Origin of the sequence: Variovorax sp. dw_308 (assembly GCF_019207085.1) — a bacterium.
GTDB lineage: Bacteria > Pseudomonadota > Gammaproteobacteria > Burkholderiales > Burkholderiaceae_C > Variovorax.
The window spans coordinates 1-22,614 of record NZ_JAATOM010000001.1 but is presented as its reverse complement, the minus strand read 5'-3'; the positions used below and the strand labels follow the sequence as shown (position 1 = coordinate 22,614).

The 22,614-nt window shown below is 67.3% G+C and carries 22 protein-coding genes; 12 read left to right on the top strand and 10 right to left on the bottom strand.

Going from position 1 to position 22,614, the window contains the following annotated elements; translation table 11 throughout:
- Nucleotides 1-2: 2 nt before the first annotated feature.
- The 6 genes from HCU76_RS00110 to HCU76_RS00085 all read right to left on the bottom strand — a co-directional run bounded on the left by HCU76_RS00110 (nucleotide 3) and on the right by HCU76_RS00085 (nucleotide 9,425).
- Nucleotides 3-1,415, bottom strand: coding sequence for an ATP citrate lyase citrate-binding domain-containing protein (locus HCU76_RS00110; protein WP_218508127.1), 1,413 nt, complete (start codon nucleotides 1,413-1,415; stop codon nucleotides 3-5).
- Nucleotides 1,416-1,516: 101 nt separating this feature from the next.
- Nucleotides 1,517-2,497 carry a tripartite tricarboxylate transporter substrate binding protein gene (locus HCU76_RS00105; protein ID WP_218508126.1) on the bottom strand — a complete coding sequence of 327 codons (981 nt, stop codon included), beginning with the start codon at nucleotides 2,495-2,497 and terminating at the stop codon, nucleotides 1,517-1,519.
- A gap of 117 nt (nucleotides 2,498-2,614) precedes the next feature.
- Complete coding sequence (locus HCU76_RS00100; RefSeq protein WP_256353883.1) at nucleotides 2,615-4,015, bottom strand: sensor histidine kinase; 1,401 nt, start codon at nucleotides 4,013-4,015, stop codon at nucleotides 2,615-2,617.
- Nucleotides 4,012-4,680 (bottom strand): response regulator, encoded by a 669-nt coding sequence (locus tag HCU76_RS00095; RefSeq protein WP_213955058.1) that lies wholly within the window; start codon nucleotides 4,678-4,680, stop codon nucleotides 4,012-4,014. Before HCU76_RS00095 ends, HCU76_RS00100 begins: the two co-directional genes overlap by 4 nt.
- Nucleotides 4,681-4,789: 109 nt before the next feature.
- On the bottom strand, nucleotides 4,790-5,788 hold the full coding sequence (locus HCU76_RS00090; RefSeq protein ID WP_371319730.1) for a response regulator transcription factor: 999 nt from the start codon (nucleotides 5,786-5,788) through the stop codon (nucleotides 4,790-4,792).
- Between the two features lie 79 nt (nucleotides 5,789-5,867).
- Complete coding sequence (locus tag HCU76_RS00085; protein WP_371319729.1) at nucleotides 5,868-9,425, bottom strand: ATP-binding protein; 3,558 nt, start codon at nucleotides 9,423-9,425, stop codon at nucleotides 5,868-5,870.
- 225 nt (nucleotides 9,426-9,650) lie between these two features.
- On the opposite strand from HCU76_RS00085, the gene HCU76_RS00080 reads away from it, so the two are divergent.
- From HCU76_RS00080 to HCU76_RS00060, 5 genes are all read left to right on the top strand, one after another.
- Nucleotides 9,651-9,953, top strand: a complete 303-nt coding sequence (locus HCU76_RS00080) for an urease subunit gamma (RefSeq protein WP_213955060.1) — start codon at nucleotides 9,651-9,653, stop codon at nucleotides 9,951-9,953.
- Between the two features lie 33 nt (nucleotides 9,954-9,986).
- Nucleotides 9,987-10,589 carry a HupE/UreJ family protein gene (locus HCU76_RS00075; protein ID WP_218508125.1) on the top strand — a complete coding sequence of 201 codons (603 nt, stop codon included), beginning with the start codon at nucleotides 9,987-9,989 and terminating at the stop codon, nucleotides 10,587-10,589.
- 2 nt (nucleotides 10,590-10,591) lie between these two features.
- The gene (locus tag HCU76_RS00070; RefSeq protein ID WP_218508124.1) at nucleotides 10,592-10,897 is read left to right on the top strand and encodes an urease subunit beta; all 306 of its coding nucleotides are present in this window, start codon (nucleotides 10,592-10,594) and stop codon (nucleotides 10,895-10,897) included.
- Nucleotides 10,898-11,125: 228 nt separating this feature from the next.
- Complete coding sequence (gene ureC, locus HCU76_RS00065; protein WP_218508123.1) at nucleotides 11,126-12,844, top strand: urease subunit alpha; 1,719 nt, start codon at nucleotides 11,126-11,128, stop codon at nucleotides 12,842-12,844.
- Nucleotides 12,845-12,914: 70 nt separating this feature from the next.
- The gene (locus HCU76_RS00060) at nucleotides 12,915-13,817 is read left to right on the top strand and encodes an SHOCT domain-containing protein (RefSeq protein WP_218508122.1); all 903 of its coding nucleotides are present in this window, start codon (nucleotides 12,915-12,917) and stop codon (nucleotides 13,815-13,817) included.
- 14 nt (nucleotides 13,818-13,831) lie between these two features.
- On the opposite strand, the gene HCU76_RS00055 is transcribed toward HCU76_RS00060, so the two are convergent.
- Nucleotides 13,832-14,236, bottom strand: a complete 405-nt coding sequence (locus tag HCU76_RS00055) for a type II toxin-antitoxin system death-on-curing family toxin (protein ID WP_213955065.1) — start codon at nucleotides 14,234-14,236, stop codon at nucleotides 13,832-13,834.
- Complete coding sequence (locus HCU76_RS00050; protein ID WP_213955066.1) at nucleotides 14,233-14,460, bottom strand: AbrB/MazE/SpoVT family DNA-binding domain-containing protein; 228 nt, start codon at nucleotides 14,458-14,460, stop codon at nucleotides 14,233-14,235. The genes HCU76_RS00055 and HCU76_RS00050 overlap by 4 nt, the downstream gene beginning before the upstream one ends.
- Before the next feature lie 63 nt (nucleotides 14,461-14,523).
- On the opposite strand from HCU76_RS00050, the gene ureE reads away from it, so the two are divergent.
- From ureE to ureG, 3 genes are read left to right on the top strand one after another with little or no spacing between them, the layout of a single operon-like run.
- Nucleotides 14,524-15,204, top strand: a complete 681-nt coding sequence (gene ureE, locus HCU76_RS00045; RefSeq protein WP_218508121.1) for an urease accessory protein UreE — start codon at nucleotides 14,524-14,526, stop codon at nucleotides 15,202-15,204.
- On the top strand, nucleotides 15,204-15,905 hold the full coding sequence (locus HCU76_RS00040) for an urease accessory protein UreF (protein ID WP_218508120.1): 702 nt from the start codon (nucleotides 15,204-15,206) through the stop codon (nucleotides 15,903-15,905). The genes ureE and HCU76_RS00040 overlap by 1 nt, the downstream gene beginning before the upstream one ends.
- 20 nt (nucleotides 15,906-15,925) lie before the next feature.
- Nucleotides 15,926-16,576, top strand: coding sequence for an urease accessory protein UreG (gene ureG, locus HCU76_RS00035; protein ID WP_213955069.1), 651 nt, complete (start codon nucleotides 15,926-15,928; stop codon nucleotides 16,574-16,576).
- Here the strand turns inward: ureG and HCU76_RS00030 are convergent.
- Together HCU76_RS00030 and HCU76_RS00025 are read right to left on the bottom strand one after the other, a co-directional pair.
- A complete protein-coding gene (locus HCU76_RS00030) occupies nucleotides 16,573-17,094 on the bottom strand; it encodes a hypothetical protein (protein ID WP_256353882.1) in 522 nt (173 codons plus the stop codon). The two genes, ureG and HCU76_RS00030, sit on opposite strands and share 4 nt — an antisense overlap.
- Before the next feature lie 67 nt (nucleotides 17,095-17,161).
- The gene (locus HCU76_RS00025) at nucleotides 17,162-17,713 is read right to left on the bottom strand and encodes a hypothetical protein (RefSeq protein WP_218508119.1); all 552 of its coding nucleotides are present in this window, start codon (nucleotides 17,711-17,713) and stop codon (nucleotides 17,162-17,164) included.
- A gap of 215 nt (nucleotides 17,714-17,928) precedes the next feature.
- Here HCU76_RS00025 and HCU76_RS00020 point away from each other — a divergent pair, with 215 nt between their 5' ends.
- From HCU76_RS00020 to HCU76_RS00005, 4 genes are all read left to right on the top strand, one after another.
- Nucleotides 17,929-18,510 carry a hypothetical protein gene (locus tag HCU76_RS00020; protein WP_213955071.1) on the top strand — a complete coding sequence of 194 codons (582 nt, stop codon included), beginning with the start codon at nucleotides 17,929-17,931 and terminating at the stop codon, nucleotides 18,508-18,510.
- Nucleotides 18,511-18,567: 57 nt separating this feature from the next.
- A complete protein-coding gene (locus HCU76_RS00015) occupies nucleotides 18,568-20,238 on the top strand; it encodes an arylsulfatase (protein ID WP_218508118.1) in 1,671 nt (556 codons plus the stop codon).
- Nucleotides 20,239-20,314: 76 nt separating this feature from the next.
- Nucleotides 20,315-21,589 carry a formylglycine-generating enzyme family protein gene (locus HCU76_RS00010; RefSeq protein ID WP_256353880.1) on the top strand — a complete coding sequence of 425 codons (1,275 nt, stop codon included), beginning with the start codon at nucleotides 20,315-20,317 and terminating at the stop codon, nucleotides 21,587-21,589.
- A 34-nt stretch (nucleotides 21,590-21,623) separates the two neighbouring features.
- A partial coding sequence (locus tag HCU76_RS00005; protein WP_218508117.1) for a DUF3300 domain-containing protein occupies nucleotides 21,624-22,614 on the top strand: 991 nt, incomplete at its 3' end.

The window sequence follows — 22,614 nt, the reverse complement described above, 5'->3', positions numbered from 1 at the left end:
TCTCAGACTGGGGCGTAGGTGGCGGGCTGGGTGATGGCACGGGCAGCGTGGTGTCCGGTGGCCTCGTCGGCGGCTTGGGTGGCGTGGTGGGCGACGGTCTGGCCCGTGGCTTGGACAGTGGCGTGCGCGGTGGCAGGCGCCGGCGCGGCGATGCCGAGGTGCGCGGCGATCTGCGCGCGTCCTTCCGCACGCATCCATTCATCGACCTTCTTCGCATAGTTCACGACCTCGGAGATCGCGCTGTCGAAGCCGAAGAAGCGATAGGGCACGCCGAGCGCGTCACAGGCCTCGGCCAGCGCGCCGAAGCCGCGCACCAGGTTCGGCCCGCCACGGCCCACGACAACGTAGAGGGGCGTCGGCCCGTGCTGCGAGAAGTGCTCGCGCAAGGCATCGCCCATGGCGCGCAGAGTCTCGTGGATGTCGGTGTTGTTCGACTTGCCGCCGATGATGAACAGCACGTTCGACTGCCGGAGGAAGTGCCGATAGCAGATGCGCGCAACCTCCTTCATCTTTTCGTAGGGCGGGTTGCCGCCGAAGTCGGAGGAGATGCTGGCCGCTTCGCCCAGCACTTCGGTCACCAGGCTGTTCGCACCGCCGCCGAAGGTCGGGGCGAGGATGGTGCCCTTCTCGTTGATGACGAACACGTCCGACTGGCCCTGGTGCGTGCGCAGTTCGTTCACTTCCTGTTCGAAGGCGGAGACGTCGGCCGCGAACAGGTGGTCGGGCAGGTTCAGGCGCGCGACGCGCGGGTCGTCGCGGTCGAAGCCGCACTTGAAGTCACAGGCCACCGGCGTGAGGCGGCCGTTCCTGTCGGCGCGCATGCGGATCGGGTTGAGCTCCAGCGTGGTCATGCCGTAGTGGTGCATGAGCTCCCACAGCTTGGGCAGGTGCTGCACCAGCGGAGAGATGATTTCGCGGGGCGCGCCGATGTCGGTGAGCGCGTTGGCGATGACGAAGGCCTTCAGGCCAGTGAGCGCATCGAAGGGCACGGTGCGGATGTCATCCTTTCCAAGCTCCTCGATGTCGACGCCGCCCTTGTGCGTGATGGTGATCGTCGGTGCGCGAAAGCGCGTGTCGTCGGTGATCGAGAAATAGATCTCGTGCTCGGCCGGCACACCGCCTTCGAAGGTCACGCCGTTGGCCTTGGCCGTCACGTTGCCATGCCGGTGTTCCGCGAAGTAGAGGCGCTCCTTCTCGGCCAGCGCGGTCTTCAGGTCGCCGGCCTTGCCGATGAGGCCCGACTTGCCCTTCTTGCCCACGCCGCCGCGAAACAGCGGCTTGATGAAGACCTGGCCATGGCGCTTGATGAGGTCCTGGATCTGGCCTTCGGAGGCATCGGGGCCGAGCACTTCGGACGTCGGGAACTCCACGTGTTCGAGCAGTTTGGCGCCGTGCAGCATGCCGGTGAGTTGCATGAAAAATCTCCTTTGAAGTTGAAAAGACAAGGCTTCGCCCGGGCGGGTGCAAGGCGCACCTGCCAGTGGCAATCAGGGGTGGGTCGAGTGGCGGCCGCCGTCTATCGCGGGGCGACCTTGAGGCCGAATTCCTCGGCCACCTTGCGGTAGCCGTCGACGCTGCGCTTCACATACGCCTCGAGCTCGGCGCCGGTCATCGCGAAGGCGTACAGGCCGCGTTCGTTGCGCAATCGCTCGTAGTCCTTGCTGGCCAGCATGCGGGCGAACAAATCGCTCCAGGCCTTGTAGTCCGCGTCGCTGACCTTCGGCCCGACATAGAAGCCGCGGATGATCGGCCACACCAGGTCGAAACCGGCTTCGCGCGCCGTCGGCACCTGCGCCAGCGGACCCGGCAGGCGCTGCTCCGACATCACGGCCAGCACGCGCACCGGTGCGCCGTCCTTCAGCTGCGTCCCCGTCTCCGAGGCATCGCCGGTGTAGACCTGCACATGGTTGCCCTGCAAGGCCCGCAGCGCCTCGCCGCCGCCCTCGAAGGCGACCAGGCGCATGTTGCGGTGATGCACGCCGGCCGCCCGCGCCGTCATCGCGGCCTTGATCCAGTCCTGGCTGCCGACGGTGCCGCCGGCGCCGAACACGATCTTGGAAGGGTCGGCCTTGATGGCAGCCATCAGCTCGTTCAGCGTTTTGAAGGGCGAGTTCGCTGCCACCACGATCACGCCGTAGTCGGCAGCCACACCCGCGACCCAGCGCACATCGGCTTCGTCATGCGGGCCGAACTTGCCTTGCGCGATGTTCAGCAACGAACCGCTGGAGAAAGCCACCAGCGTCTGCGCCTCGGCGGGCCGCTGCGTTGCGAAGGCGTTGTAGGCCAGTGCACCGATGCCGCCGGGCAGGTAGCTGATGTGCATCGGCGCGGGAAGGTACTTGCCTTCCAGCAGGCCGGCCTGCGCCAGCTTGCAGGTCAGGTCGAAGCCGCCACCGGGCTTGGCGCCGGCCACGCACTGGGTCTTGTCGAACTCGACGGCGAGTGCCGGCGCAGGGCCTGCGCACAGCGCGATCAGCAGTAGCAGCAGGTGTCTCATGGGGCCTCGTGTTCCGGCGTTGTCTCGGGGTGTGAGCCCACTGTAGCCAGCGGCGGCTGTCAGGGCGCTTTCAGGGAATCGGCCAAAACCTCAGGGAAAACCCGTGTCAGAACCGCGTCAGGAAACCAGCGGCAGTTCGATCGAGACGACAAGCCCCCGACCGCCCCCGCCCGCCGCGAGGCGCATGCCGCCACCGTGGCGCTGCGCAATCGAGCGCACGATCGCGAGGCCGAGGCCGGAGCCCGGCAGCGTCATGTTGCTGGCCCGGAAGAAGCGCTCGCCGGCGCGCGGCATTTCGTCTGCGGGGATGCCCGGTCCGGCGTCGATGACATCGATACACGCGATGGCATCCATGCGCCGCACGGCCACGGTGACTTGCCCGCCGCGGGGCGTGTAGCGGATCGCGTTGTGCAGCAGGTTCGACATCGCCTCGCGCAGCAGCGCCGCATGCGCGGGCAACTCGAGTTGTTCCAGGCCGCTGTCGAAGCCGAGGTCGATGCCGCTGTCGCGCGCGGCGGGCCACCAGTCCCGTGTGACCTGTCTTGCCAGCGCCACCAGGTCGATGCGCTCCAGTTCCAGTTCGGCCGCGTCCGTGCGCGCCAGGGACAGCATCTGGTTGGTCTGCCGCACGGCCTCGTCCAGTTGCGTCTTGACGGCAGACAAGGCGTCGCGCATGCGCCCGGCGTCGGGCTCGCGCAGCGCATAGCCGACCTGCGTCGCCAGCGTGGCCAGCGGCGTGCGCAGCTGGTGCGAGGCATCGTCGATGAAGCGCCGTCGCGCCTCGGTGAGCGCGCGATTGCGCACCACGTGGTGATTGATGGCGTCGACCAGCGGCCGCACGTCGGCCGGGATGCGCTCGGTGTCCAGCGGCGCGAGATCCTGCGGCGCCCGTGAGCGCACCTCGTCATGCAGGCGTCGCAGCGGCTTCAACGCCCAGCCGATGGCCGCGGCAAGCAGCACGCTCGCCAGCAGGATCAGGAGCAGGTCGCGCTGCACCGACTGCCACACGAGGCTGCGGGTGAAGGCATTGCGCGAGCCCAGCGTCTCGGCCACCTGGATGATCACGCGCTGGTCACGCTGGCTGCCGCCGATGCGTTCGGCGAGAAGCCGGGCATAGGTGCCGACGCGCACCGGCTCGTCGAAGTACAGCGAATCCGAGAAGCGCGGCTGGCCAGTCACCAGCGTGCCGGCCGGCGCGGGCAAGTCCGCGTTGCCGATCTCGACCAGCGCGTCGTCGGTCGCGACGCGGTAGTAGACCTGTCCGCTGGCGGTGAGCTCGAAGAACTCGAGCATGCGGTAGGGCAACTCGACCGACAGGCCGCCGCTCTCGGTGGAGATGTTGGCATCGATGGCCTTGATCGCGCCGAGCAGGGATCGGTCATAGGCCGCATTCGCGGCATCGAGCGAGGTGCGCCAGGTGAGCCACAACTCGGCCACCACCAGCAGCAGCATGCCGGGCAGCAGGACCATCAGCAGCGTGCGCCGCAGGCTGGCCCGGTGCCATGCGTCGAACCTCATGGCGTGGATTCGAGCACGTAGCCCAGGCCGCGCAGCGTGGTGATGCGCACCGGGCTGGCCTCGAGGCGCTTGCGCAGGCGGTACACCAGCACCTCGATCGCGTCCGGGCTCACGTCCTGTTCATCGGAAAAGACCCGTTCGACGATCTCCTGCTTGGACAGCGGCTGGCCGCTGTGCTGGATCAGCGTTCGCAGCACCGCATGCTCGCGTGGCGTCAGCGTCAACGCCTCGTGCGACAGCATGAATTGCTTGGCGCCCGCGTCGTAGGACAGCGGGCCGCAGGCAAAGCGCGGATGCTCGCTGCCGCGCGAACGCCGGATCAACGCGACCAGCCGGGCCTCCAGTTCGGCCAGCTCGAAGGGCTTGGCCAGGAAGTCGTCCGCGCCTTCGGTCAGGCTGCTCACGCGCTCCATCAGCGAGTCGCGCGCCGTGAGGATCAGGATCGGCATGCGCTGGTCGGCGGCGCGCAGGTCGGCGAGCACCTCGTGGCCGCCCAGGCCCGGCAAGCCCAAGTCGAGGATCAAGGCGTCGTAGCGCGTGTCCCTGACGGCCCGGCGCACCATGCGGCCATCCGCGACCCAGTCGACACGGAAATCGCTTTGCTCCAGCGCACGGGTCAGCCAGGTCGCCAGACCGGCTTCGTCTTCGGCCAACAGGATTCGCATCCGGCGATTCTGCATGCCGGTACGTCGAATTCAGACGGTGTGAAGATTTCGTAGCGAGGGCGCCGCAGGCCCGAGATCGGTGGCCGCAGTAGAAAGATCCACACCTTCTTCAGATCTCGAATTGCGGCTGCAGCTCGCGGATGCGCTTCATGGCAACGCCGGCGGCCGCCGTGCGCGTCTCGACGCCGAGCTTGACGTACACCCGCTCCAGATGCTTCTTGGCCGTGGCCGGGCTGCTGCCGAGGATCTCGCCGATGTCGCGATTGGTCTTGCCCTTGACCACCCAATAGAGCACCTCAGCCTCGCGCGCGGTGAGCTTCAGGCTGAGGCTCATGGCTTCGATAACGGCGGTGTCGGACACCTCGCGCATGATGATCATCCACTCGGCGCCGTCGTCGTCATGGCCGGTCTGCTGGTGCAGCCGCAGGTTGAGCCGGGCCGCGCCGAGCTCGATGGACAGCACCGGCGGCTCGATGCGGTCGAGGGTGGCGGGCAGATGCTGGTGCAGCCACGCGAGCACGGCCGCCGGCGTCTCGGGCGCGCTGGTGCCGCAGTAGCGCAACAGCAGGTCGCGCGCCAGCGAGGTCTGCCAGATCAGCCGGCCCTCCGGCATGCGCACGGTGATGCTGGCATAGCCGAAGGCATCGAGCGCATTGCGGGCCTGGCCTGCCTGCCGCGCCGCCTGCCGCGCCAGCCGCGCGCCCTGCAGGTGGACGTTCATGCGGGCCAGCACTTCCTTCGGCTTGATCGGCTTGGTGACGTAGTCGACACCGCCCGCTTCGAGCGCGGCGACGAGATGCTCGGTCTCGGTCAGGCCGGTCATGAACACGATCGGGATGTGCGCGGTGCTGGCGTCGGCCTTGAGCCGGCGCGCCACCTCGAAGCCGTCGATGCCGGGCATCATCGCGTCGAGCAGCACGATGTCGGGCCGCGCCTGCGCCGCGCGCTGCAGGGCCTGCTCGCCATTGGTGGCGATCAGCACGGTGTAGCCGGACTCGTCGAGCGCGTCATGCAGCACGGCAAGGTTGTCGGGCACGTCGTCGACGATGAGCACGAGGTCGCTGTTGGCGGCGTTGTCGCGCAGAGTGCGGGCGAGTGCGCTGGTCACTGGGGCCCCCACGCTCGGCACTGCGTGTCCTCGCTGCCCCCCGAGGGGGCTTTCGCAACTTGGAGCGGTCCGGCGTTGCTCATGCCACGCCCTGCTGCGCAATCACCCGGCCCATGGCCTCGAACTGGAATTGCCGCGCCAGCGCGCGCTGCGCCTCGGTCCAGCTTGCGCATTCGGGTTGCGCCGCATCGATGTCGTCCAACTGGTTCATGATCCCGCGAAAGTAGCCGAGGCCGACGGCTTCCTCGAGCGCCTTGAGGCGCGCGTCGGAGGGCCGCACCCGTGCCGCCGCCACCGCGGGCGCAGCCTTGGGCGCGGCGGCAGTGCTGTCGGTCCATTGAAGCGAAAGCCGGCGCTCGAGCCAGTCGAGCAAATCGCTGTGGCGCACCGGCTTGACGAAAAAATCCTCGGGCGTGATGCCCACGTCGTTCTGCAAGCGCTTGTCGAAGGCGTTGGCCGAGACGATGGCCACCGATGCCTGCGTCAGGCCCAGCCGATGTGCGCGGCGGATGGTTTCCCAGCCATCGATGCCGGGCATGGCCAGGTCGACGAACATCGCATCGGGCCGGTAGCCGGCCGCGATGAGGTCGAGCGCATCGTGGCCGCTGGCGGCGGTGCGCAGCTCGAAGCCCAGCGGCGTGAGCACATGGGCCAGCAGGTCGCGGTCGGTCTCCTCGTTGTCGACCACCAGCAGTCGCCGCCGGGCGCCGAGATAGCCGCGGCGCACGCGCGGCGTTGTCGGGGGCGCCGGCTCGGCAACGGGCAGGGCGTCATGCACCCGCGGCAGGAACAGGCGCAACCGGAACACCGAGCCCTGCCCCGGCGTGCTCTGCACCTTCATCTCGCCGCCCATCAGGTCGGTCAGCATCTTGGCCATGGTGAGGCCGAGGCCAGCGCCCGGCACACCGGTGGCGCCATGCGATTCACCGCGCGAGAAAGGCTCGAAGATCACGTCGAGTTCGGCTTGCGACATGCCGGGGCCGGTGTCCTCGACCTCGACCGCGGCGAACTCGCGCGCATAGCGCAGGCGCAGGCTGACCTGGCCGCTGCGGGTGAACTTGATCGCGTTGCCGAGCAGGTTGATGAGGATCTGGCGCACGCGCTTCTCGTCCGCGCGCACCACGGCGGGCAACTCGCCGCTCGGCTCGAAAAGGAAGGCCAGGCCCTTCTCCGCCGCCTGCAGCTCGAACATGTCGGCCAGCTCCTGCATCGTTTCGGCGAAGGGCATGGGCCGGGGGTTGAGCGTGAGCTTGCCGGCCTCGATGTGCGCGATGTCGAGCGTGCCTTCGATCAGTGTCAGCAAGTGCTCGCCGCCGCGCTTGATGACGGCCACGGCCTGGCGCCGATGCGGCGGCACCGAGCCATCCTCGCCCATCAACTGCGCATAGCCCAGGATGCTGTTCAGCGGCGTGCGCAGCTCGTGGCTGATGGAGGAGATGTAGCGGCTCTTGGCCTGGTTGGCCTGGTCGGCCGCGAGCCTGGCTCGCTCGGCGGCCCCACGGGCCAGCTCGGCGGTCTGCTTGGCGTCCTGCAGCGCGCGGTCGGTCTCGCGGTGCAGCGCGATCTCGCGTTGCAGCAGATGGGTCTGCCGGTTGGATTCTTCCTGCGCCACCTTGCGGCTCTGGTGCGCGAGCACCAGCCACCAGGCCACGATGCCCGCAATGAGCAGCAGCGCCATGTAGGCCTTGAGGAAGCCGCCGCGCAAGGACTGCGCGCTCGCGTCGGCCGCGTCGCTCAGCAGCAATGCGCGAAGCTCCTGCTGGTACAGCACGCCGAACACCGCGGCCAGCAGCGGCACGATGATCATCATGAGCAGCAGGAAGTGGCCGAGGCCCGTGTCGAGGTAGCGCCAGCTGCGGCGCGGCAGCAGCCAGCGCAGCACGGCGGACCATTGCGCGGACAGCGCCGCATGCGGCTTGCAGAGGTCGCCGCAGCGCGCATCGAGCGTGCAGCACAGCGAGCAGATCGCGCCCTGGTACGCCGGGCAGTGGGCCAGGTCGGGGCCTTCGTATTCGCGTTCGCAGATGACGCAGCGTTGCAGCGTCAGCCGTTGATAGCTGCCTGCGTCCGACCCCGGGGGCGTCTCCACACGCGCCCACAGCACCGTGCTGCGCTGCGCATGCACCGGCCCGCGCGCCAGGTAGTACTTGCCCTTCGTCGCCCAGGCCAGCAAGGGCGTCGCGACGAAGGCGGTGCCCAGCGCGATGAGCGCCGAGAAGGCCTGCGCCATCTGGCCGAACATGCCGAGGTGCGCGCTGATCGACAGGCCCGAGGCCAGCGCCATCGCGCCCACGCCGACCGGGTTGATGTCCCACAGGTGCGCCCGCTTGAACTCGATGCCCGGCGGCGACAGGCCCAGCGGCTTGTTGATCACGAGGTCGGCGACCACGGCCATCATCCAGGCGATGGCGATGTTGGCGTACAGGCCGAGCACGTCGCCCAGGGCCTCGAACACGTTCATCTCCATCAGCATGAAGGCGATCAGCGCGTTGAACACCACCCACACCACGCGGCCCGGATGGCTGTGCGTGACGCGCGAGAAGAAATTGCTCCAGGCCAGCGAGCCGGCGTAGGCGTTGGTGACGTTGATCTTGAGCTGCGAGATCACCACGAACACCGCCGTCGCCACCACCGCCCAGACGTAGTTGGGAAACACGTACTCGTAGGCGGCGAGGTACATCTGGTTCGGGTCGACCGCGCGCTCGGGCGGCACCATGTGGGTGATGGCCAGGTAGGCCAGCAGCGCACCGCCAAGCATCTTGACGACGCCGAGCACCACCCAGCCCGGCCCGCCCGCCAGCACGGCGGCCCACCAGCGCCCGCGCGTGGCGGGGGTGCGCACGGGCATGAAGCGCAGGTAGTCGGCCTGCTCGCCCATCTGCGTGATGAGCGCGATGCCCACCGTGAGGCCGGCACCGAACAGGTGCATGTTGAAGCCCGCAATGTCCGATTTGACACCGCTGTAGTGCGCAATGCCGGAGAACGCACCAGGATCGCGCGCCAGCACGTAGCCGAAGGGCACCACCAGCATGATCAACCAGATCGGCTGCGTCCAGAGTTGCAGGCGGCTGATGACAGACACCCCATGCGTCACCAGCGGAATGACCACCAGTGCGCAGACCAGGTAGCCCCAGGCCGGCGGAATGCCCAATGACAGCTCCAGCGCATAGGCCATCACCGCGGCTTCCAGCGCGAAGAAGATGAAGGTGAAGGAGGCGTAGATCAGCGAGGTGATGGTCGAGCCGATGTAGCCGAAGCCGGCGCCGCGCGTGAGCAGGTCCATGTCGACGCCGTAGCGCGCGGCATAGACGCTGATCGGCAGGCCCGCGAGAAAGATGATGAGGCCGGTGGTGAGGATGGCCCAGAAGGCGTTGAGGAAGCCGTACTGCACCAGCAAGGTGGCGCCGACCGCCTCCAGGATCAGGAAGGATGCGGCGCCGAAGGCCGTGTTGGCCACGCGCCATTCCGACCACTTGCGAAAGCGCTGCGGGGTGTAGCGCAGGGCATAGTCTTCCAGCGTCTCGCTCGCGACCCAGCTGTTGTAGTCGCGGCGCACCTTGACGATGCGCTGCGGTGCATCGTCGTCGGTTTCCGCGGTGACGGTTTCAGGAGGGAGGGTGGGCGGGGCGAGACTCACACAGGGTTCGTGCAGCTTTCATGCCTGTACTTGTTGCTCGCCCCCAGGCTGCGCTTCGCTCCGCCCACCCCCTGCCGGGCGCAACACCGGAGGCCCGGCAAAGCCGGTTCCTCGGTGTTCCTGGAAAAGAAGGGCCGGGGAAGGCGGTGACCGGGGCGCGGCACGACTGTTGCAATGCGACCTGCCCGCACATAATGCGCCGCTTCCAAGCCACCAGATCCGACCATGGAATTGACTCCACGCGAAAAAGACAAGCTGCTGATCTTCACGGCGGCGCTGCTGGCGGAGCGCCGGCAGGCGCGCGGACTGAAGCTCAACTATCCCGAGGCGGTGGCGCTGATCTCGGCGGCCGTCATGGAAGGCGCACGCGACGGCAAGAGCGTGGCCGCGCTGATGAGCGAAGGCCGCAGCGTGCTCACCCGCGCCGACGTGATGGACGGCGTGCCGGAGATGATCCCGGACATCCAGGTCGAAGCCACCTTCCCCGACGGCACCAAGTTGGTCACCGTGCACCAGCCGATCGTCTGACCCCCCCTTTACCCAGCCCCAGCGGAGAACTCCATGCGCCTGTTGTCGCGTTCCACTTTCCTTGCCTTGCTCGTCGCCCTGCCGCTCGCGGCCGCGGCCCATGTCGGCGTCGATGGCGCTGCGCACCACGCGGCCGGCTTCGCGCAGGGCTTCCTGCATCCGTTCACCGGCATGGACCACCTGGCCGCGATGGTCGGCGTGGGTCTCTGGAGCGCGCTGGCCGCACGCGGCGCGCGCGACCTGGCCTGGGCGCCGCTGGGCTTTGCGGCGATGCTGCTGGCCGGTGCGCTGCTGGGGCTGGCGGGGGTGCAGGTGCCGGCGGTCGAACCGATGATCGCGGCGTCCTTGCTGGTGGTGGGGCTGCTGGTCGCCACGCGCTTGCGCCTGCCCGGTCCGGTCGCGGCGGCGGTGGTCGGGGTGTTCGCCGTCTTCCATGGCGTGGCGCATGGCCACGAACTGTCGGGGGCGACCGGCGCCGCTGCGGCGGTCGCTGGCATGGTGCTCGCGACGATGTTGCTGCACATCGCCGGCGTCGCGGTCGGCTGGGTCTTGCGCCAACGCGGCACCCTGCTCCCTCGCATCGCCGGCGCCGCTGTCGCGCTGTTCGGCGTGACGCTGCTCGCGCAGGTGGCCTGAACATGATTCCCGGCGAACTCATCACCGACGAGGGCGAACACGTTCTCAACCCCGGCCGCCGCACCGTGACGATGGTCGTGCAGAACACCGCAGACCGCCCGATCCAGGTCGGCTCGCACTATCACTTCGCCGAGACCAACGGCGCACTCGGCTTCGACCGCGAAGCCGCGCGCGGCATGCGGCTGAACATCGCATCGGGCACGGCCGTGCGTTTCGAGCCCGGACAGCAACGCACGGTCGAGCTGTGTGATTTCAGCGGCGACCGCATCGTCTACGGCTTTCGCGGCCTTGTTCAAGGAAAAGTCTGAAGATGAAGCCCACCCCCGAATGCGCCTGCGGCGCCACGGGCGGCCGCCAGAGGCGGCTGCTCTTGCGGGCCGTCCAAGCCTGCGCAGGCAGGCTTGGAGCCGCGGCCCTCAGCCCCTCAAGGGGGCGATACCAGCGGCCCGGCAAAGCCGGTTCCGCGGTATCCCTGGTATCTGGCCGCGCCAGTTTCACGCGTCGCGGGTCGCGCGGTAGCACGGCGGAAAACTGAAATGGCAACTATTGGAAGACGCGCCTACGCCGAGATCTTCGGCCCCACCGTCGGCGACCGCGTCCGCCTCGCCGACACCGACCTCGTCATCGAAGTCGAAGCCGACTACACCCTGCGTGCCGGCGGCTACGGCGAGGAAGTGAAGTTCGGCGGTGGCAAGACCATCCGCGACGGCATGGCCCAGTCACAGCGCACGCGCGCCGACGGCGCGGTCGACACCGTCATGACCAACGCGCTGATCCTCGACCACTGGGGCATCGTCAAGGCCGACATCGGCCTGAAGGGCGGGCGCATCGTGGCCATCGGCAAGGCTGGCAATCCCGACGTGCAGCCGGGTGTCGACATCGTCATCGGCCCGGGTACCGAGGTCATCAGTTGCGAGGGCAACATCGTCACCGCGGGCGGCATCGACAGCCACATCCACTTCATCTGCCCGCAGCAGATCGAGGAGGCGCTGAGCTCCGGCGTGACCACGATGCTCGGCGGCGGCACCGGCCCGGCCACCGGCACCTTCGCCACCACCGCAACGCCAGGACCGTGGCACATCGAACGCATGCTGCAAGCGGCCGATGCGTTCCCGATGAACCTCGGCTTCCTCGGCAAGGGCAATGCAAGCCTGCCGGCCGCGCTGCACGAGCAGATCGACGCCGGCGTCATCGGCCTCAAGCTGCATGAAGACTGGGGCACCACGCCCGCCGCGATCAGCAACTGCCTCGACGTGGCCGACGCCACCGACACGCAAGTCGCCATCCACAGCGACACGCTCAACGAATCGGGCTTCGTCGAGAACACCATCGCGGCAGTGAAGGGCCGCGGCATCTGCGCCTTCCACACCGAAGGCGCGGGCGGCGGCCATGCGCCCGACATCCTGCGCGTGGTCGGCGAGGACAACTTCCTGCCCTCCTCCACCAACCCGACCATGCCCTACACCGTCAACACGCTCGACGAGCACGTCGACATGCTGATGGTGTGCCATCACCTCGACGCCGGCATCGCCGAAGACCTGGCCTTCGCCGAATCGCGCATCCGCAAGGAGACCATCGCGGCCGAGGACATCCTGCACGACCTCGGCGCGATCAGCATGTTCAGCAGCGACTCGCAGGCGATGGGCCGCGTCGGCGAAGTGATCATCCGGACCTGGCAGACGGCGCACAAGATGAAGGGCCAGCGCGGCAAGCTGCCGGAAGACGGCGCACGCAACGACAACTTCCGCGCAAAGCGGTATGTTGCCAAGTACACGATCAACCCGGCGATCTCGCACGGCATCTCACATGAAGTGGGCAGCGTCGAGGTTGGCAAGTGGGCCGACCTGGTGGTGTGGAAGCCGGCCTTCTTCGGCGTCAAGCCCTTCACCATCATCAAGGGCGGCACCATCGCGATGGCCGCGATGGGGGACCCGAGCGCATCGATCCCGACGCCCCAACCGGTGCACTACCGGCCCATGTTCGGTGCGTATGGCGGCTCGCTGGCACGCAGTTCGCTCACTTTCGTGTCGCAGGCCGGTTTGGCGGCGGGCATCGGCCAGCGCTATGGCCTGTCCAAGACATTGAGCGCGGTGAAAAACATCCGCGGCGTGCGCAAGCAGAACATGGTGCACAACGGCTACGTGCCCCGGATGGAGATCGATGCGCAGACCTATGCGGTGCGCGCCGACGGCAACCTGCTGACCTGCGAGCCGGCGGTCTCATTGCCGATGACGCAGCGTTACTTTTTGTTCTGAAAGACCGTGCCGCGACAGTGTCTTGTCGAAGCCCCACAATCGCGCCCCCTCCTTTCGACAAGACACCGTCATGCGACAACTCTCCCCCGCCGGCCAGCAGGTCATCAACGACATCGCGCAGCGCAATGGCTTCAGCGTGGACGCGACGCTCAGCATGCTGGACTCGGTGATCAACGGCAACGGCAGCCAGGCCCAGTTCAACCATCCCGAGTTCTCCGGTTCCGGCCAGTGGATGCGCGGCGGCATGATCATGCTGTCGGACATGTTCAACAATTACCTCAAGGGCCGCGTCGACGGCCTTTGCAACGACCTGTCGAACCTGGTCGCCAACCAGCCCGACCTGGTGCGCAGCGGCAGCTTCCAGTCGCAGAGCCAGGGCGGCGGCTACAACAACGGGCAGGCGCAAACGAGCTACGGCGGCTACAACCAGAACAGCCAGCAACAGGGCAACGGCGGCTTCGGCCAGAACAGCCTGTTCGTGCCCGGCACCAGCAACGACTGGTGGCCTTCCGACCTGCGCTTTCCGAACAGCACCGGCGCACAGAACGGCGTGCGCTATGCGTACTTCGCACAGGCGCGTCGCCTGGCCATCGAGGTCAATGGACGCGTGACGGTGTACGACACGCTGGACCACCAGATCGGCGGCTTCGGGCAGCAGCAGTCCTATGGCGGGAGCCTGAGCTTCAACAGCCAGTACGGGCTGATCGACGTGGCGAGCCTGCCGGTGATCTCGGTCGATGGCGTGGCGCCTTATGTGGCACCTTATGCGGCGCCGCCCGCGCCTGCGTACGTCGAGCCGGTCAATTCGGGCGCTGGCTTCGGCAACGGCAACGGCTTCAACAACAGTGCCCCCTTGGGCAACCAGCAGGACATCTTCGCCACCATCGAGCGCCTCGCCGACCTGCGCGCCAAAGGCATCCTCAGCGACGATGAATTCGCCAGCAAGAAGGCGGAGTTGCTCAGCCGGGTATGAGGCCCGGCGATGCGTCAGCCGGCGTGCGGCGCGATGTGCTCGCGGATCCAGTTGGAAAGCGCAGCCTCTTCGAGCCGACCCGCTGCCAGATCGAGGATCGTCAAGACGCATTCCGCATCAGTCGCGATGAGTTCATGGCCATTCAGCCAAAGGAACAATTCGATGGCCACGAATGCGGTGCGCTTGTTTCCATCGATGAACGGATGATTGCGTGCGATACCGAATCCGTATGCGGCAGCAAGATCGGCGACATCCGGCGCGCCGTAGTTCGCCAACTGCTGCGGTCGGCCAAGCGCAGAGGCCAGAAGATTCGGATCGCGTATGCCGGAAGGGCCACCATGCTCGGTGAGTTGCTCGTCGTGCGCCGCTCGTACCACAGCGGGATCCAGCCAGACCCACCCCTGGTTGGCCGCGCTCACTTGGCGAGTTCGCGCAACACATTGCGCCGCTTCTTCATGATGCGACGAGCGGCCCCCATCTGCGCCTCGAATTCCGGACTGTACGGCGTCAGCGTGTACCCGCCGTTGGGCGCTTCGCTCACGAACAGCGTGTCGCCCTTCTCGACCTTCAGGTACGCGAGCATTTCCTTCGGCAGGATGACACCGACGGAGTTTCCGATTTGCGTGAGTTTGAGAGCGGACACCAGCATCCCCTGAAGTTATAACGGTTGTTATATTATCCAGCCTCCGCCCATCGATCAAGTCCCATGCTCACCGCCAACAAACTGATGCCGCAAGGCAAGGGCCTCGCCCCCGTCCTGCTCAGGCGCGCCGCCACCATCGAACTCGACTGGGACGTGCGCCAGAAGAGCCGTTTCGACGCGACCGACTCGCAGGGCCGCCAGATCGGCGTGTTCCTGCCGCGCGGCACGGCCGTGCGCGGCGGCGATGTGCTGGTCGCGGAAGACGGCTCGCTGGTGCGCGTCATCGCGGCGCCGCAGCCGGTGCTGGTCATCACGTACTGCACGGCGCACGGCGCGCCCTTCGACCTGACGCGCGCGGCCTATCATCTGGGCAACCGGCATGTGCCGATCGAGCTCAAGCCCGATCACCTGAAGATCGAGCCTGACCACGTGCTGGCCGCGATGCTGCGCTCGATGCACCTGATCGTCCACGAGGCCAATGAGGCCTTCGAGCCGGAAGGCGGCGCATACGGTGCGCAAGGCGCCGGGCATGGCCACGATCACGGCCACGCGCACGACCATGACCATTCGCACGGCCATGACCATTCGCATGGCGGGGCAACGCCGGTCGGGCCGGTGCTGCATCCGGATGCCTACGGCGGCACGCCTGCCCACGATGACCCCGCACACGAGCACGAGCACGAGCACGAGCACGACCACGGCCACCGCCATGACCACGATCACTCCCACGGTCATTCGCACTGATGCCTGACGCTCTTGCCGCTGCCCCTGCGGCACTCCCCGCAGCCAGCCTGCTGCAATTGATCTGGCTCGCCTCGCCCGCGTTGCCGATCGGCGGTTTCTCGTATTCCGAAGGCCTGGAAGCCGGCGTGGAATGGGCGGGATTGGCGACCGAAGCACGAGCCTCCGACTGGATCGTCGACCAGCTTCACCTGAGCCTCGCACGCGGCGATCTGCCCGTCGTCGCGCAGGCGATCGCGGCCTGGCGCGCTCATGATGCCGACCGCATCCGCATGCTCAATGCCTGGGTGCTGCAGACTCGCGAGTCCGCCGAATTCCTGCTGCAGTCCGAGCAGATGGGCCGCTCCTTTGTCGAGTGGCTCAAGCTGCATCACGACGACATTGCAAGCAACTTCGGTGGCTTGCCCGTCACCTACCCCGTGGCCTTCGCCTTCGCGGCCAGCCGTACCGATGCCACCGTGCGCGATGGCTGCCTGGCCTTCACCTTTGGCTGGGCCGAGAACATGACCGGCGCGGCCGTCAAGTGCGTGCCCCTGGGCCAGAGCGCAGGCCAGCGCATCCTCGGCCGCCTCGCACGGGAAATCCCCCAAGCGGTCGATCAGGCGATCACACTCACGGACGACGACCGCCAGGCTTTTTCACCGATGCTCGCGGTCTATTCGGCCCGGCACGAAGCCCAGTATTCCCGCCTCTTTCGAAGCTGACTTTCCTGCGAGCAAACACCATGGCCTCCGCACTGCACCACATCGCCAACCGCACCAAGAAACTGCCGCCGCTGCGCGTGGGCATCGGCGGGCCGGTGGGTTCCGGCAAGACCACGCTGCTCGAAATGCTCTGCAAGTCGATGCGCGACAAGTACGACCTCATCGCCATCACCAACGACATCTACACCAAGGAAGACCAGCGCCTGCTCACCGTCGCTGGCGCCTTGCCGGCCGAGCGCATCATGGGCGTGGAAACCGGCGGCTGCCCGCACACCGCGATCCGCGAGGACGCCTCCATCAACCTCGAGGCCATCGACCGCATGCTGGGCGAGTTTCCGGATGCCGACGTGGTGTTCGTGGAGTCGGGCGGCGACAACCTGGCCGCCACCTTCAGCCCCGAGCTGAGCGACCTCACCATCTACGTGATCGACGTCGCCGCCGGCGAGAAGATCCCGCGCAAGGGCGGCCCCGGCATCACGAAGAGCGATCTCTTCGTCATCAACAAGACCGATCTCGCACCCTACGTCGGCGCCGACCTCGGCGTGATGGAGGCCGACACCAGGCGCATGCGCAAGCAGCGGCCCTACGTCATGACCAACCTCAAGACCAACACTGGCCTGGCCGAGGTGGTGGCCTTCATCGAACAGCGCGGGATGCTGCTGGAAGACTAGAGTTCAGCGCCATCCTTCAGCACCCGCGCCTTGTAGACCAGCCGCACGCTGGCCCGGTGCGCATCGCCGACGCGCTGGACATAGACGTCCATGCCGCCATCGACCCACGACGCGATCTCGCTGCCGCTGTCGCGCGACGCCAGTTCCGGGCCGAACGCGCCGCGACCCCATGCGACGATTTCATTGAAAGCGTCCGCCCCAAGGTCCGCCCGGTCCTGGGCGTTGGCAGTGAACTCCACGCGCTTGAGCTGCGCGCCGCCGAAGTACCAGGTCGTCTCCAGGGGGAGTCCGCTGACCAGGCCCGGCGCACCGTGCCAGGCGCCGGCCAGGCCGCCCGCCAGCCGCTGGGGCCGGGGCACGCGTTCCAGCGTCGGCAGCACGGCCTGCAACTCAGCCGCCGTCATCCCAAGGCGCACGCCGGCGGGCAAGGCTTGCGCGTGCGCCGCACCCGTGGCGGCCAGGAAGATGACGGGAATCAGGCAGGCAACGGGACCAGGAAAGAAAGGGCGGAAAGGCATTCGCAAGACGGCGCAGCGGCAGGGACAAGGACTCCCTCTGAACACCCCATGCCACGAAAGTTCCACCTCACGCCGTCGCGCCCGCCTTGCGGCTGCGCAGCCCCGCCAGCAGCAGGATCAATCCGAACGCCACGCCATAGGCGCACGCCACGAGACGCCGCTCACCGCTCCCGACCGGCCCCAGCAACAGGCCCATGCCGAAGAGCGCCGTGCACACGCTGGACGCCACCACCGGCCATAGCAGGGACTTGTCGACTTCGGCCTCGCCGCGCTGCCGCAACGCCCGCATCAAGGCATAGATCACGCCGGTGATGCCCAGCGCGATGAAGACGGTGACGACCGCGGTCGTGAAGAAGGCGCCGGTGAACAGGTTCGACGTGATGTTGGGGTTCAGAAGGATCGTGCCGCCGAACACCAGGCGCACCACGGCATCGAGCAGCGTCACGAAGAACAGCCATTGCCCGCGCACGCTGCGAAACAACGCAATGGCAAGGCCCAGGCCGAGCAAGCCGTCGCCCACGCCGTAGTAGCCGCCGAGCGGCATGTCGTTCGGCGCCAGCAGAAGGCCAACGCCGAAGAGCAGGTTGAAGGCGCCACGAAGCAGAAGCAGTTGTCGCATGAGCATGTGCCCTGGCAGGCGAAGCGAACCACCTTACTAGCTTGCATACCCGCATGCAAACGCACGTTGGGGAATGGCTCTGTGCACTTTGGTGCAACGAGGCGTTACCGGGTGCTTCGCGCTCAGGTCTTTCAGCTACATTGGCCCGCGGCAGCTTGCCGGGTTGGCCCGGCCAGCGCCGGGACTGCCAACCTACAATCAACAGGGAACACCTCATGCGTTACTTCGCAATCGCGCTGGTCTGCGCGCTTTCACTGTCTCAGGCAGCGCTTGCCAAGGATCCCCCGAAACCGGCCAGCACGGGCATCGGCGTCGCGGGCGGAGAACTCGAGGTGCGCGCCACCGTGGTCGAACTCGACAAGGCCCATCGCACCCTCGTGCTGAAAGGCCCCAAGGGCAAGATCGTGACGCTCTCGGTCCCTGCCGAAGTCAAGAACTTCGATGAGATCCGCGTCGGCGACCAACTCGTGTTGCGCTACGCAGCCGCGGTCGCGGCCCAGCTGGAACCCGTGGCCCACAGCGATGGCATCCGCGAGCGCGTGGAGACTGCCAGCAGCGGCACCGCCCCCGCCGGCTCGCTGCCAGCGGCCGGCGCAACAAACACGGTCGAGGTCCTGGCCGTCGTTCAGGCCATCGACCGCAAAGCCGGCACCGTCACGCTGCGCGGCGTCTCGCGCACTGTGACCGTCAGGATTCCAGAGGGAATGGACACCAGCAAACTCAAGGTCGGCAGCGAGGTGCGTGCAGTGATCACGGAAGCCGCCGTCCTGAGCGTCGAGCGTTCGGCGAAGAAGTAGCCGGGCGTCCTGCTCGCGCAGGTCTCTGCGCACCGGTTTTTTTCAAAGGGAGGAAGCATGACATCCAGAAGCAAGCTCACGCTGCTTGCGCCCGCGGCGTTCGTCGCGATGATCGGGCTGGCCGCAGTGCCAGCCATGGCGCAGCAACAGCAATCCAGACCGAACATCATCCTGATCGTCTCGGATGACACCGGCTACGGCGACCTCGGCCCCTACGGCGGCGGCGCCGGGCGCGGCATGCCGACGCCGAATATCGACCGGCTCGCGAACGAAGGCATGACGCTGTTCAGCTTCTATGCGCAGCCGAGTTGCACGCCCGGTCGCGCGGCGATCCAGACCGGCCGCATCCCCAACCGCAGCGGCATGACCACCGTGGCCTTCCAGGGCCAGGGCGGCGGGCTTCCCGCGGAAGAATGGACACTCGCCTCCGTGCTGAAGAAGGGCGGCTACAAGACCTTCTTCACCGGCAAGTGGCACCTCGGCGAAGCCGACTATGCCCTGCCCAATGCGCAGGGCTACGACGAGATGAAGTACGCCGGGCTCTATCACCTCAACGCCTACACCTACGCCGACACGACCTGGTTCCCCGACATGGATCCGGAACTGCGCAGCATGTTCCAGAAGGTCACCAAGGGCGCGATGTCCGGCAATGCCGGCGAGAAGCCGTACGAGGAATTCAAGATCAACGGCCAGTACGTCGACAAGCCCTCCATCGACGGCAAGCCGGGCGTCGTGGGCATCCCCTTCTTCGACGGCTACGTCGAGAAGGCATCGCTCGACTACCTCGACCGCAATGCCAAGGCCAACACGCCCTTCTTCATGAACATCAACTTCATGAAGGTGCACCAACCGAACATGCCGCACCCCGACTACGTCGGCAAGTCGATGTCGAAGAGCAAGTACGCCGACTCGGTGGTCGAGCTCGATTCGCGCATCGGCCGCATCATGGACAAGGTGCGCGCGCTCGGCCTCGACAAGAACACGCTTGTGTTCTACACGACCGACAACGGCGCCTGGCAGGATGTGTATCCCGACGCCGGCTACACGCCTTTCCGCGGCACCAAGGGCACCATCCGTGAAGGCGGGAACCGCGTGCCGGCCATTGCGTGGATGCCAGGCAAGATTCCGGCTGGCAGCAAGAGCCACGAGTTGACGGGCGGCCTCGACCTGATGTCGACCTTTGCCAATGTCGCCGGCGTCAAGCTGCCGGAGAACGACCGCGCCAACAAGCCGATCATCCTCGACAGCATCGACATGTCGCCGGTGCTGTTCAGCGAGAACGGCAAGTCGGCACGCAAGTCCTGGTTCTACTTCACCGAGAACGAACTCTCGCCAGGCGCCGCGCGGGTGGGCAACTACAAGGCGGTGTTCAACCTGCGCGGCGACAACGGCGCGCAGACCGGCGGCCTGGCCGTCGACACCAACCTGGGCTGGAAAGGACCCGAGTCCTATGTGGCGACCGTGCCGCAGGTGTTCGACCTGTGGGCCGACCCGCAGGAGCGCTACGACATTTTCATGAGCAACGTCACCGAGCGCACCTGGACGCTGGTGACCATCAATGCCGCCGTCAAGGACCTGATGAAGACCTACGTGAAGTATCCGCCGCGCAAGCTGCAGAGCGAGACCTACAGCGGCCCGATCACCTTGTCGCAATACGAGCGATTCCAGCACCTGCGCGAAAGCCTGGCGAAGGACGGGTTCAACTTGACCATGCCCGGCGGGAACTGACGCGAGCTTCGACATCCATGGCCCCGGCTTGTCCGGGGCTTTTTTTTCTGCGACAAAGACTTTTTCGCGATCGATCATGAGCAAGCAGCAACGCACCAAGCGCAAGCCCACGCGCCCCCCGGAAGTTGCCACACCGACGGTGCCGGTCGCCGGGCCCGCGAAGGCCGCGGCCCCGCCCTCCTCGCGCAGGACCTTCCTGGCGGCACTGGCGGGCGCCGCCGCCGTGGGTGGCGCAGCCTACGGTGGCATGGCCTGGTGGCAGGCCCGCGAGGCAGCGTCGAACCAGGTTGCCGCGCCCGGCAAGGCATCGCAAAGGGCGCATCCCACGGTCGTCCAGGGCGACGGCGTGCACGGCCCCAAGGGCATGGTCTGGGTGCCCGGCGGCGAATTCGCCATGGGCAGCGACAGCAAGCTGGCTCAGGCCAATGAAAAGCCGGCCCATCCCGTCCGGGTGCACGGCTTCTGGATGGACCGCAGCCACGTGACCAACGCGCAGTTCCGCGAGTTCATCAAGGCCACCGGCTACGTGACCACGGCAGAGCGCAAGCCGGACTGGGAGACCCTCCGCGTGCAAAGCCCGCCCGGCACGCCGCGCCCGCCGGACAGCGTGCTCGTGCCCGCCGCCATGGTCTTCGTCGGCACGGATCGCCCGGTGAACCTCAGCGATTGGTCCCAGTGGTGGCAACTGGTGCCCGGCGCATCCTGGAAAGCGCCGCAAGGCCCCGGCAGCAGCATCGAAGGCAAGGACGATCACCCGGTGGTGCAGGTCAGCTACGAAGACGCCGAGGCCTTTGCCAAATGGGCCGGCAAGCGCCTGCCGACCGAAGCCGAATGGGAGTTCGCCGCGCGCGGCGGCCTCGAGCAGGCCACCTATGCCTGGGGCGACGACTACCAGCCCGATGGCCAACCCATGGCCAACATCTGGGACAAGACGGCCAAGGGCCGCTTTCCGGTGCTTCCGAAGGTGAGCGCCAAGGCCGGCGGCGCGATCGGCACGCAGCCGGTCGGCACCTTCCTGCCCAACGGCTATGGCCTGGTCGACATGACCGGCAATGCCTGGCAATGGGTCGCGGACTGGTATCGCTCCGACTACTTCCAGCTGGAGGCCAAGGCGCAAGGCAACAAGCCCATCGACAACCCCGCGGGTCCGCAGGACAGCTGGGACCCGGACGACACCGGCGCCCTTCCCGCCGCGCCCCGGCGCGTGACGCGCGGCGGCTCCTTTCTCTGCAACGAGGACTATTGCCTGAGCTATCGCCCGAGCGCGCGACGCGGCAACGACCCGTTCAATCCCATGAGCCACATCGGCTTCCGGCTGGTGAGCGATGCGCCCGGCCCGGCCGGCACCTGACCGACGACCGGCGCCCTGCCAAAGGAGTCACGACATGAAGTCTCTTCCTCCTGCCTGCAGTGTCCGCTGGTTCGCGATGCTGCTGCTCCTACTCGTCGGGCTGCATGGCATGGCCCGCGCCGCGGACGGCGACTTCAGGGACGAGGAACTCGACCAGGTGCTCGCGCCCATCGCGCTCTACCCCGACGCGCTGCTGTCGCAAGTGCTCATGGCCAGCACCTACCCCGCCGACGTGACCGCGGCCGCCGCCTGGTCCAGGGCCCATCCCGACGTGAAGGGCGACGCGGCCATCTCCCAGGTGGCCGACCAGCCCTGGGAGCCCGCGGTGCAATCGCTCACCGCATTTCCGCAAGTGCTCGCGATGATGGACGCGCGGCCTGGCGACGTGCAGAAGCTCGGCGATGCATTCCTGGCCGACCCCGGCCGCGTGATGGACCGCATCCAGTTCCTGCGCAACCGCGCCCAGCAGGCGGGCAACCTGCAGTCGAACAGCCAGCAATTGGTGTCGACATCGAACGAAGGCGGCAAAGAGGTCATCGTGATCGCGCCGGCCCAGCCGCAGCAGGTGTACATCCCGGTCTACCAGCCCTCGGTCGTGTACGGCGCCTGGCCCTATCCGGCCTACCCGCCCTACTACAGGGCGCCGCCGCCGTACTACTACCCGGGCGCGGCCTTCGCGGCAGGCTTCGTCTGGGGCGCGGCGGTGGTCGGCATCAACAACGCGCTGTGGGGCGGTTTCGGCTGGGGCGGCAACAACGTCAACATCAACGTCAGCCGATTCAACAGCATCAACACCAGCCGCACGATCAACAACGGCAGCTTCAACTTCAACCCCAACCGCCGCGGCAACGTGCCGTACCGCGACGCGGGCAGCCGCGCCAGGTACGGCGGCGACCGGCAATTCGCGGGCGCGCAGGACCGCCAGGGCTTCCGCGGCAAGGATGGCCGCGAGGCACAGCGCAACAACGCGGCGCAGGAGTTGAGGGCACGGGGCGCCGATCCGGCCGCGGGGCGCCAGCGGCTGC